The sequence below is a fragment of the Vibrio salilacus genome, from assembly GCF_002811245.1.
Classification (GTDB): Bacteria; Pseudomonadota; Gammaproteobacteria; order Enterobacterales; family Vibrionaceae; genus Vibrio; species Vibrio salilacus.
In genome coordinates this window covers 168,114-180,451 of the sequence record NZ_NIVQ01000004.1, presented here as the reverse complement: position 1 = coordinate 180,451, position 12,338 = coordinate 168,114, and the positions used below count along the sequence as shown (strand labels likewise).

Below are 12,338 nucleotides of genomic sequence, written 5' to 3'. Positions count from 1 at the left end.
TCAAAGCAGTCGTTCGTTAGGTTGGTGCTATTAGTGGCGAGTGCAATCACCACTTTGGTTAGACCCATCTCTACATTTACCTAATGGCTAGTGGCGATATCGACAATTTTTGCTGTTATTATGACGTGGCAGCAAGAAGCAGAGATGACATGGGTTTCAATGCTCACCACCGTCTTGCTGCTATTAGTGACACATTTCCTATGTGTCATCGATTGCTGAACAATTTTCCAGCAGCGGGTTAGGGAGCCTGATCATCGAGGCTCTGCGATACCCACTCTTGATTGTGCTGTTTACACTAATGCTTCGAATCACTGCCAAGGCTAAGTAATCTTGGCAGTGGTCAATCGGCTAGTGCGTATTGAGAATGAAATCCTCTATCACTTTGGCTACACCATGATCGTTGTTGCTTGCAGTGATATGATCGGCAATAATTTTGGTCTGTGGCATGGCGTTTTCCATCGCCACCCCAAGCCCTGCGTATTCGAGCATATGGTGGTCATTTTCAGCATCACCGACGCAGATTATCTCTTTGGGCTCAATGCCAAGGTATTCAGCAATCGCGCCGACACCGACACCCTTATGGCTGTCTAGATTCAAGAACTCAAGGAAAAATGGCGCGCTTTGAACAATCGTAAACTGATCGTAAAAGGTCGAAGGAATATCACGAATCGATGCCGTTAGTTTTTCGGGTTCACCGACAATCATAGCTTTAATGATCGGATGGTCGTCTTCAAGTTGGCTAAAGCTCATCTCAGTCACTGGGATCTGGTTAATGGTTGCTTCAATGTGCGTATATTCGTTCAACTTTGGTGTAATTAAACCATGCTGGTGGCTAAAAGCATGACAATCTAAACCGAGCTGCTGCGCTAATTCAGCAACCTGCTTTGCTTTAGCACCATCGATGATCGCGGTATGGATTAGCTTTCCGCTGCCTAGTTCTTTGACCATCGACCCGTTAAAGTAGACCACGAACTCGTTATCGCCAGCGATGCCTAGTTCGTCTAGTTTAGCCTGCATACCATCGAGTGGACGTCCTGAGGCGAGCACTACCTTAACTCCCATTTGCCGAGCTTTAGCGATCGCGTTTTTGGTTGGTTCACTGATGGTCTTATCACTGGTGAGTAGTGTTCCATCCATATCAAGAGCGATTAATTTATACATAACTTACCTAAATAGTTTGGCTGCAAAAATAACAAAACAACTCAGCATAAAGGCTGTCGTAACAATGATCAATTTATGAATTAGTTGACCTTCCAAGGCGTCTCCTTTAATGTCTCGTTCCTGCAAAAAAATGATCATGATTAGGCTGAGATAACGTTGTACAAGATTAACGAAATGTTCGAGACAATTCAGGGCGAGGGTGTGTTTACCGGCGTGCCTGCTGTTTTTGTGCGTCTGCAAGAGTGTCCAGTTGGCTGTGCTTGGTGCGACACCAAACAAACTTGGGAGGCATTGCCTGAAGATGAACGTTCCATCGGCGACATCTTAATCAAAACCGCAGACTCGCCAACTTGGTGCAGTATGTCGGCTCAGGAAATCGTTAATCAATATCACCAGCAGAGTTACAGTGCTAAACATATTGTTATTACGGGCGGTGAACCCTGTATTTATGATTTGCAGCCATTGACTGAAGCGTTTGAGTCGATTGGCTGCCAGTGTCAAATTGAGACCAGTGGCACTTCACCGGTATTGGCAACAGAAAATACATGGGTGACAGTGTCACCTAAAGTGGCGATGAAAGGAAAATTGCCAGTCATTGATTCGGCTCTGCAGCGGGCAAACGAAATTAAGCACCCGGTGGCGACACAAAAAGATATCGATCAACTTGATGCGCTACTTAACCGGGCAGAGGTGAGTACCAGTACGACGATTGCACTTCAGCCTATCAGTCAAAAGCCGCGAGCAACTCAATTATGTATTGACGTGTGTATCGCCCGGAACTGGCGCTTATCTATCCAGACTCACAAATATCTCAGTATTGCGTAAAGGAAACTAAGATGGAAAAAGCCGTTGTTGTATTTAGTGGTGGTCAAGACTCAACCACTTGCTTAGTGCAAGCGCTGAAAGAGTACGATCAAGTTCATGCCATCACGTTTGATTATGGGCAGCGCCATAAATTGGAAATTGAAGTCGCGCAAAGCGTGGCAAGTGAACTTGGCGTGAAAGCGCATAAAGTGATGGATGTTGGGTTGTTAAACGAACTCGCGATCAGTTCGTTAACGCGCGACGATATTCCAGTTTCACATGAACTACAAGAAAACGGTCTGCCTAACTCTTTTGTTCCTGGTCGCAATATTCTCTTTCTGACCTTAGCGGGCATTTATGCTTATCAGATTGGCGCCGAGACGATCATTACTGGCGTATGTGAAACAGACTTTTCCGGTTATCCAGACTGCCGTGATGAGTTTATTAAAGCGATGAACAATGCTTTGGTACAGGGAATGGGTCGAGAGCTGACAATCGCAACGCCGCTGATGTGGCTCAATAAAGCTGAAACGTGGGCGTTAGCCGATCAATATCAGGCATTAGAGTTGGTGCGCGAAAAGACGCTAACATGCTATAACGGTATTATTGGCGATGGCTGCGGCGATTGCCCGTCGTGTGATTTGCGTAAAGTGGGTTTGAGCGATTACCTTGATAATCGAGAAGCGATCATGGCGCAACTAAAGCATAAGCAAAGTATGAATTAATACGGCATCGTGAAAAAAAAGCGTCTGAAAGACGCTTTTTTACGACTGACATTTTATTCAGCGATGTACAGCTTAGCTAAATCTGAAGGCTCCATTTCTTTGCCTTCTAGCTGAGCGTTCCAGTTAGTACCGATAAGGACGCCATCTTCTGCAAGTGTGAGTAACCAATCCTCAACAAAGATATCGAGCGGAATTTCAAGGACTTCAAAATCGGCCCACTCTTCTACATTGTGCGTTTCAGCCTCTTCTTTTGAAGACCAAAATGGCATTACTTCACTGTTTTCAAATTCTGTAGAATCGCACGATAGCCAGCCTTCTTCATTGCGCATACCCCAAACCAAGTTATTTTGCTTGGTTTCTGCAACGAATAGTTCTAGGTTTGCTTGAATATCAGAAGTTAATTTGCTCATTTGATAGCTCTCTTAGATTGAATCGCTGCTAGGGTAGCACTCATACACAGTAAGCCACAATAAAAAAGGGAGCATTGGCTCCCTTAATCTTTGTATCCAGTTACTTTTCTATCGTGGTAAAGATTGTCCACTGTTCTTTAACGCTGCCTTTATGGCCGATGACCGTAGCCACTACCTTACGGTTTCTTGCGTGACTAATTTCGTCATCACCATAAGCCTCAAGTGCGGCATCACCAAAGCCAATAATGCGTACTCGCTGTGAAGCTACGCCATTGGATAATAAAGCGTCTTCAACCGCTTGAGCGCGGCGCTCCGATAGTGCCAGATTATATTGAGAATTGCCTATTTTACTTGCATAACCCCTTAGCTCAATCGACGTTGAGGGATAAGTATCAAGAAACGCCGACATCTCACGTATTTGTGCTAAGAAAGCGGGCTGAATCTGTGCGGAGTCATTAGCAAATAGAATATGCAAATCCATTTGCTGTTGTGTTTTGATATAAGTGGCACAACCGTCGTTGTCGACTTCGGCTATAGTAGGAGTTTGAGGGCACAAATCTCGGGCATTGATCACGCCATCTTTATCTTCATCCAATAAATCATCGATCTGATTTGGAATCGGCGTTTCAATGTAGTCATACGAGTCTGCAGCTATCACCGGGCTAGCGATCAAAGCCGTTGTGACAAGCAGTGATAATAGTGTGTTATTCATATTAATACTCTACTTCCTCATTCCACTCTTCAGGTGTGTCTACTCTTAATGCTACTAACAGATTACCAGCCGCATTCATGACACGATACTTGGCGTATTGTTCATCATACTTAGCATCAAGGTAGCCTTTACGTGCTTCAAACAATTCGTTCTCGGTGTTGAGTAGATCAAGTAGGGTACGTTGACCAATGCGATATTGCTTTTGGTACGCAATCACGGTTTCCGATGCCGAGTCTACGTGGTCAGCTAAGAACTCTTTTTGCTGTACCGTTAGGTCTAGTGCACTCCAAGAAAGGCGCAAACCTTCCTCAACACTTCTGAAAGTACGGTCGCGGAAATCTTTTGCTTTATTCAGTTGGTAAGCGGCACTCTCGCTGCGGTCTGAGTCAGAACCACCGTTGTAGAGGTTATATCGCATACGCAACATCGCCGAAAACTCATCGCTACTGCCTTCTATACCGCCAGCATCATCGCGCCAGGTTTGATTCGCTTCGATAGATAGGGTTGGGTAGTTAACCCCTTTACTTTGGTCGTACTGGAAGCGAGCGGAATCAACGTCTGCTTGGGCAATTTTAATGACTGGGTGTTTATTGAACGCTTGTTGCAGTGCTTCGTCTACCGTGTATGGAATTGCGGTTTGATCGGCTCTTGGGAAGGTAAGTCCCTGCGGTGATTGGCCGACAAAACGTTTAAACTGGGTATGGACATCAAATAAGTTATTTTGTGCAGCGAGCAGGTTGCCGTGTGCTTTGGCCAAACGAGCCTCAACTTGTGATAAGTCTGCTGTAGAACCAATGCCGGAATCCACGCGTTTCTTAATATCACGGTGGATGTCTTTGTGTACCGCTAAGTTACTCTCAGATAGGGCAAGAATTTCGTAAGCCTTGGTTGCATCAAGGTAGATTTTAGTCACTTCAAGGGCGATATCTTGCGCCGCTGAGAGTAGCTGAAAACGCACTGACTCAGCATCTGCAGCCGTGCGATCTATATCGTTTAAGGTCGCAGAACCGTCCCAGATTAATTGTGTCAGAGAAAGCGTTGCCTCTTTACGGGTTAACTGGTCTTCTGTACCAGAGGCGAGATCCACAGCTTCATAACCAATACCAGCATCTAAATCCAACTTAGGCATATAAGCACCTGTTGAAGCCTGAGCATCAAAATATTTACTTCTAAACTCATTGTAAGATGCTTTGATTTCAGGGTTTGTCGTAATCGTCAGTGCGACGGCTTGCTCTAATGTTTGACTGTGTGCTGGAAAGCTAAGGGCTACGGCGCAGCTTAGTACTTTCAACTTATTCCAATTCACTTTGACTCTCCTCGAAGTGCTTTCAATTGAGGATACTACTCAACTTTACTGTCTCATTAGTGAGATAAACTTATCTTTAGTGCGAATAAAATAACATTATTAATGGGTAATAACGAATTAAAAGCAGTAACTTGCTGTGCTAACACATGAAATACCTTATGTGATAATAATTATCCATCAACTATAATTTAGGAAACATTTTATTAACAATGTGGAATGAGAATTGTGAGGCTGCTTCACGTTCTCAATGTTGAGAAATGTCATATGTATCACGCTTAAAGTGGTATTTACGCAAAAAATGAGTTTGGTCAACTTGTTAAAAATGGTAATTTATCGAGTATAAATATCTAAAGGTAACCAAGTGTTTATTGGTGGCCGAGTTGAATAGAAAAGCAGTCAAGGATAAAGGGCTTTATTATGGGTTTTGGTAGTTACGTAGCAATGGGTAATCTTGCGGCCAACCAAGTTATCGTTATCGATGTTAACGGTAATGTTCGTGTACTCGCAGAAGGTGAGCTTGCAAAGCCCGGTGAACTTATCGTTCAAGGTAATGAACAGATGGTATCAGAGGCGTTGCCTTTCCAAGTTGAGCAAGTCAACGAAGAAGGTGAAAACCAAGACATCACTGCCGAGATAGAGGATATCTTTGCTGCTTTAGAAGAAGGTCAAGACCCAACCCAGCTTGGTGAAGAATTCGCGACCGCCGCCGGTGGACAAACTGGATCAAGCTTGACAGCATCGGGCTCCGTTACCCGTGATGGTGTAGAAACTATCGCCACGACCAATTTTGACACGTCGGGCTTCGAAGCGTTAGGTCTTTCTCAAACCCAAAGCCTTGGCCTGCTAGAACAGTTCCGTTTATTCGAACCGGTATTTACAGACCTTAATGATGATCCCCTTGGTGAAAGCCTTGCTGTTATTACAGAAGAAGACACACCAATCAGCGGTACACTCACCGCGACTGACCAAAATACCCAAGATAGCCTAACCTTTTCTCAATCTTCTACGCCTTCCAACGGCACTGCTATCGTAAACCCAGACGGTACTTGGACCTATACTCCGAATGAGTTTTTCAATGGAAGCGATAGCTTTACTATCGAAGTGTCAGATGGAAATGGCGGAACGGACACGCTTGTCGTTAATGTAACTATTCAACCGGTAAATGAAACCCCAATTATCTCTATTCCCGAAGCAGGTGAAGACGGTCTCGTTAATGCAGCAGAGGCAAGTGACGGAATTCAAGTTTCAATCGAGCTACCGCGCGGAACCGGTGTTGGCGATACCTTGGTTCTACGTGACCAAGATGGTCAACAAGTCGGCGAACGTGAAATCACGCGTGATGATTTCAATAACGGCACGATAGTTATCACCGTACCTACACCAGAAGATGGAACGTATACATACGAAGCTCAAATTACCGATCCGCAGGGTAACGTGGGGCCGGTGTCTAATCAGGTGCCTCTTGAAATCGATACAACAGCTCCAGATGCGCCAACACTGACACTTGATACGGACTCTGGCTCAGCGGCGGATGACTTCTTAACCAACGACGGCAGCTTCACAGTCGGCGGCACAGAAGAGGGTGCGACAGTAGAATACCTCGTTGACGGAAACTGGACGACAACCGCACCAGTACCAACGGAAGGTGACAACACGATCACCGTTCGTCAAACCGACGCAGCGGGTAATACATCAGGCAGCAGCGAGCTGACGTTCACTCTAGATACCGTGGCGGCGGCGACCATCACGATCGACGCCATCGCAGGCGACGACATCGTGAACGCGGACGAAGCGGATGGTGACGTGACCATTACGGGTACAGTGGGTGGCGACGCGAAACAAGGTGATACGGTGACGTTGACGCTGAAAGCCGAAGGCCAAGAGGCAACCACGTACACAGGCAAGGTGTTCGCAGACGCAGAAGGCAAGTTGGTGTATAGCATCGATGTGCAAGGCAGTGACCTTGTGGCGGATGCGGACAGCACCCTCGTGGCGAGCGTGAGTGGCACCGATGAAGCGGGCAACCCGTTCACGGCGACGACCGAGGCAAGCGGAGACAACAAAGACGGTGGTTACGAGGTGGATACGGGTATCAGCAAACCGACCATCGATCTGGTTGCGTCGAGCGACAGCGGCGACAGCGACACAGACAACCTGACCAACGATACGACGCCGACGTTCGCACTGGGCAACATCGACAGTGATGTTGCGGCCGAGGACATCGTGGTGTTGAAAGACGGCGTCGCCCTTGATGGCACGCTGGAAAACGTGAACGGCACGTGGCAGTTCACCCCGAGCGCGGAGCTGGAAGACGGCACTTACGACTTGAGCGTGAAAGTGACCGATAAGGCGGGTAATAGCGACACATCAGACGCACTAGAAGTGACCATCGATACCGTGGCGGCGGCGACCATCACGATCGACGCCATCGCAGGCGACGACATCGTGAACGCGGACGAAGCGGATGGTGACGTGACCATTACGGGTACAGTGGGTGGCGACGCGAAACAAGGTGATACGGTGACGTTGACGCTGAAAGCCGAAGGCCAAGAGGCAACCACGTACACAGGCAAGGTGTTCGCAGACGCAGAAGGCAAGTTGGTGTATAGCATCGATGTGCAAGGCAGTGACCTTGTGGCGGATGCGGACAGCACCCTCGTGGCGAGCGTGAGTGGCACCGATGAAGCGGGCAACCCGTTCACGGCGACGACCGAGGCAAGCGGAGACAACAAAGACGGTGGTTACGAGGTGGATACTGACGTCCCCAACCCACCAATCATCACCAATATCACCGATGACTCAGCGGGTAGTGATTACAGCGATGTTACTATGCACGGTACCGGTGAACCTGGAGCAACGATTTCGATTTATTTCGAAGGCGTTAGTGGAACACCTCTTGCTCAAGCAACAGTGGCTGAGGATGGCTCGTGGACCGTTGAGCTCGAGGGGATCGAAGAAATCGGCACGAATGACAATGTACGTTTAGAGGCAATACAAAGTGATGCTGCCGGTAATCAGAGCGATCCGTCAGAGTCGGTACATTACTGGCACGGTGAGTGGACGAATGCGAATACCGAAACTGGCGATGATTATGTCCTAACTGGTGCAGGTAACGATACGGTAAATATCATAGCCGATGATGCGAATGATCAACTGGTCATTGATGGTGGTGTGGGTACTGATAAAGCCGTCTTTAATACCAATGTTGATCATTTGTCTTTTAGTAAAGACATCAATGGTTATCTCATTGTCGAAAACAGTGATACTGGGGATCGTATTGAGCTGCGTGATTTTGAATTAATCAATATTGATGGCGATGAAAAACGCATCGAAGAGCTTTTCACGCCAACGGTGGATATTAGCGAAGACGCCAATGATGATGGTGTTATTACTACCAGCGAGCTTAATGGTAAGGTTGATGTCCTCATTGGTCTACCCCTTGGAGCTGTAGTGGGCGACATTATCCTAGTCAGCGATGGCACCACCACCAACGAGATCGTGTTGGTCGACACCGACATCAGCAACGGCAGTGTAACGACCTCGTTCGATGCCCCAGCGGAGGGTGAAACCCTCACCGTGACAGCAGAGCTGGAAGATCAGTACGGCAACACATCAGAACCTGGCAATGACAGCGCGAGAATTAACTCCGCGCCTGAGTCAGACAACGTAATTATTTCGACAGATGAAGACGTCGAATTAACCGGTAATTTGTTGCAAGATGGGAACGCAACCGACAGCGATGGAGATTCGCTCACCGTCACCACCTTCACCATTAATGGCCAAATCCACGCTGCTGGTGAATCAGCCACAATCGCGGATTTAGGTGAAGTTACAATTAGCGAAAATGGTGATTATACCTTTACGCCAGTAGAACATTGGAGTGGTGACGTACCGGATATCACCTACGTCGTTCAAGATGAATATGGCGATACCGCGCAGGCGACACTCGATATTAGTGTGACGCCAGTGGCTGATGCGCCTGAGTTATCACTGGGCACCCTTGAGTTGGACTTTGTGTCCACGAATCTTAATGTCTCAACCTGGAATTTAGTTGACGTTGGTACGCCTAATGGGAACGGGAACGGTGTCGATGCTGAAACCCTGTTGAATGCGGTGAACAGTGCCGGGGAAGCAGACGCTGAATCAACAACTAAAGATGTCGCTGTTAATACCTATTCAGGTTTAGGCTCTGATCAGGCGATGCTCACTTCTGGATTGATCTATCTAGAAGCAGGTAAAAGCTACAGCTTTGGCGGTTATGCGGATGACAGTGCTGCAATCGTCATTGGTGGCGAAGTGATTGCCGAGGGACGGTATGGCAGCCAAGGCTCATCTCCTGGTGGTGTAAACGGAAACGGCCAATTCAGCGGCGAATTTACGCCATCAGAAAGTGGCTATTATTCGTTAGACGTTTATACCCACAACCAAAACGGTCCTGGCGGATTTGATATTGAAGTCGCCGTAGACAATGGCGCTGCTATTGACCTAAATGCGAGCAACTTTAATCTCGCACCAAATACCGATGCGCTAGAAGATGCTGGCTTGGGTGTCAAAGGATATTATGGTGATGGGGACGGTGGTTATTACACCCTCAATGAGCCAGGAGAAGGGCATGCTGGTCAGCCGATTAAGCTACCTGTCATCAATGCCAGCCTAGTGGATCAAGATGGCTCTGAGGAGCTGACTCTCACGTTAGATGATATTCCTGAAGGAGCGACATTGTCCGACGGTAATCAAGAGGTGGTTGTTGAGAGTGGCTCTATCTCTCTTGAGGGGTGGGACTTGTCTAACCTTTCTATCTCGGTGCCTGAGCCATATGAAGGAGAGATCAACCTTCAAGTGACGGCAACCAGCACTGAGAATGGCAACGGTGACACGGCGAGTGTTACGGAAGAGATTCCAATTTCTGTGTTGCCGATCTCTAACGGTTTGTCTGTGTCTGCTTCTTTGTCGTACTCAGGCGATAGCCACTCGGTAAATGAGCTTGTCGATTACGCAGAGCAGCATAATGGCGGGTCATCTAACCAATATGATCAAATAGTTAGTATTAGTGATAGTAGCTCTGGTGCTGTTGAAGTAAATACCGGCAATGGTAATGATCTCATTGTTGGTGGTACTGGTGATGGTTCATATGCGTTGCGTGGAAATGATGGTGATGACGTCTTTGTATCACGAAATGCGAGTGCTGCCTCAACGGCTTATTATGGAGGAAATGGTGATGACACCGTCTACCTTCAAGGTAATCGCAGTGACTATCAGAAGATGGAATTTAATGGGTTTGATGATGCCTTTCGCTTGGTCTACCAAAATGGGCAAACACAAAATGCCAATCATGATCTATACAGTATCGAAACTGTCTATTTTGCCGATGGTAAGTATGTCGTTGACGAAGGTGAACTGACTAAAGTTGCGGATATTGTGCAGCTGGACGTTGATGTGACGTTGAACGATAACGACGGCTCTGAACAAATCACATCAGTGATTATATCGGGAATTCCTGAAGGAGGCAGCGTACCAGATGGCGAGCAGCTCGATTCAGGTGATTGGCAAGTGCCAATTGATGCATTGCAGCCAAATCCTGATTCAGATGCCGGCTTCTCCGTTACGCTTGAGTTGCCTGAGGGAAGTGCCCCTGATTTATCCGTGACTGTTGGTGCGACTGAAGTCGATGAAAACGGCGAGCCTGTTGATTTACCTGAATACGCAACCACACAGCCGGGGGGCGTAGTGATGCCACCTAGTAATCCTAATGGTGACAACACGGTTGAAGGGGGCTCTGGCAATGATGTCTTGTTCGGTGACATTGGTGGTGTGGAAGTTAACTCGACCGCGCCAACAAACTACAATATCGCGTTGATTGTCGATACATCAGGAAGCATGGGGTCTGATTTAGAGCCAGGAAGTTCTGAATCGAGACTCGACGTGTTGAAAACGTCGTTGAAGTCGATGTTGGAGAATATTTCTGATCATCCAGGCACGATTAATCTGGCATTGGTAGACTTTAACTCTTCAGCGAGTTTAAGAATCAATCTCGATAACTTTACCCAGTTAAGTGAGCGGCAGCATGATAAATATGTTGATCATGTTATTGACTCTCTTCAATCTGGTGGGGCAACTAACTACGAAGCTGCCTTCAATCAGGCGTCTTCATGGTTCAACACGCACTCGGATGCAAACAGTGAAAACTTGTCTTTCTTCTTAACTGATGGAGAGCCGACGCTCTCAAATAGCCACCCATGGTTGAATGACGGCTCTGTAATGGAGTACCACGATCTCAATGATGCCGTTAAGTCATTCGAGACGCTATCAAGTATGTCGTCAATGCGTGCAATTGGTATAGGGGATGGTGTAAATGCTGAAACTCTCAGATTTTTTGACAATACCCATGTGTCTGGATCAGCCACGTGGAGTGATCATAGGGGGCGGACAGTAACAGCGCCAACTGGGGATGTTGAAATCGTTAACACAGCCAATGATCTCGATGCTGCGCTTAATGGAGGGGCTCAAGAGATTAATATGCTCCCAGTCGGTGATGATGAGGTAATAGGTAATGCCGGTGACGACATACTCTTTGGCGATACCATTAACACTGACAATCTACCTTGGGATGAAAATGGCCTGACACGACCAGAATCCTTGCCAGATGGTTCGGGTGTGGATGCGTTAACCACGTTCCTTGAAATGAAAAATGGCGCAGCGCCATCCGATATTGATCTGTATCAGTACATCAAAGACAACCACGCGTTGTTTAATGTCGACGGTGATACCCGTGGCGGAAACGATATCCTCAAGGGTGGAGAGGGAGATGACATCCTTTACGGTCAAGGTGGCGATGACATCCTCATCGGTGGCTTAGGTAATGACATCTTGATTGGTGGAGATGGCGCTGACATCTTCAAATGGGTAGATATGGCGACAGAGCATGATCGCGTTACCGACTTTGATGCAACAGAAAACGATAAACTTGATTTGGCCGATTTGTTTAATGATGTATCAAGAGAGGACATTACGGAGTTATTGGATGAGCTTGTGACTGGTTCTGATCATATTGGTGAGACAGACAGTGTTAAAATATCGGTCACAGAAGCAAGTGGCACATCAACCATGACGATTGAAAAGGGGGCTGATACATTAACCATCGATTTCAATGGTGCTTCCGCTACAGATATCACTAATAGTTTGGTAGATAGCTTAGAACATTTAAAGTACTAAAATAACGA

General features: G+C 47.0%; 7 protein-coding genes. 3 read left to right on the top strand and 4 right to left on the bottom strand.

The window, feature by feature from the left end; genetic code table 11:
- Positions 1-348: 348 nt before the first annotated feature.
- On the bottom strand, positions 349-1,161 hold the full coding sequence (locus CDZ87_RS04475) for a Cof-type HAD-IIB family hydrolase (protein ID WP_100752363.1): 813 nt from the start codon (positions 1,159-1,161) through the stop codon (positions 349-351).
- 156 nt (positions 1,162-1,317) lie between these two features.
- Between CDZ87_RS04475 and queE the strand changes: the two genes are divergently transcribed.
- Together queE and queC are read left to right on the top strand one after the other, a co-directional pair.
- The gene (queE, locus tag CDZ87_RS04470) at positions 1,318-1,986 is read left to right on the top strand and encodes a 7-carboxy-7-deazaguanine synthase QueE (protein ID WP_100752362.1); all 669 of its coding nucleotides are present in this window, start codon (positions 1,318-1,320) and stop codon (positions 1,984-1,986) included.
- Positions 1,987-1,997: 11 nt separating this feature from the next.
- Entirely contained in the window at positions 1,998-2,690 is a 693-nt protein-coding gene (gene queC, locus CDZ87_RS04465) for a 7-cyano-7-deazaguanine synthase QueC (protein ID WP_100752361.1), read from the top strand.
- A gap of 53 nt (positions 2,691-2,743) precedes the next feature.
- On the opposite strand, the gene CDZ87_RS04460 is transcribed toward queC, so the two are convergent.
- The 3 genes from CDZ87_RS04460 to CDZ87_RS04450 all read right to left on the bottom strand — a co-directional run bounded on the left by CDZ87_RS04460 (position 2,744) and on the right by CDZ87_RS04450 (position 5,118).
- A complete protein-coding gene (locus tag CDZ87_RS04460; protein WP_100752360.1) occupies positions 2,744-3,100 on the bottom strand; it encodes a DUF2750 domain-containing protein in 357 nt (118 codons plus the stop codon).
- A 100-nt stretch (positions 3,101-3,200) separates the two neighbouring features.
- Positions 3,201-3,812, bottom strand: coding sequence for an OmpA family protein (locus CDZ87_RS04455; protein WP_100752359.1), 612 nt, complete (start codon positions 3,810-3,812; stop codon positions 3,201-3,203).
- Between the two features lies 1 nt (position 3,813).
- Complete coding sequence (locus CDZ87_RS04450; protein ID WP_100752358.1) at positions 3,814-5,118, bottom strand: TolC family outer membrane protein; 1,305 nt, start codon at positions 5,116-5,118, stop codon at positions 3,814-3,816.
- Positions 5,119-5,535: 417 nt separating this feature from the next.
- Between CDZ87_RS04450 and CDZ87_RS04445 the strand changes: the two genes are divergently transcribed.
- Positions 5,536-12,330, top strand: a complete 6,795-nt coding sequence (locus tag CDZ87_RS04445; protein WP_100752357.1) for an Ig-like domain-containing protein — start codon at positions 5,536-5,538, stop codon at positions 12,328-12,330.
- Positions 12,331-12,338: the final 8 nt, after the last annotated feature.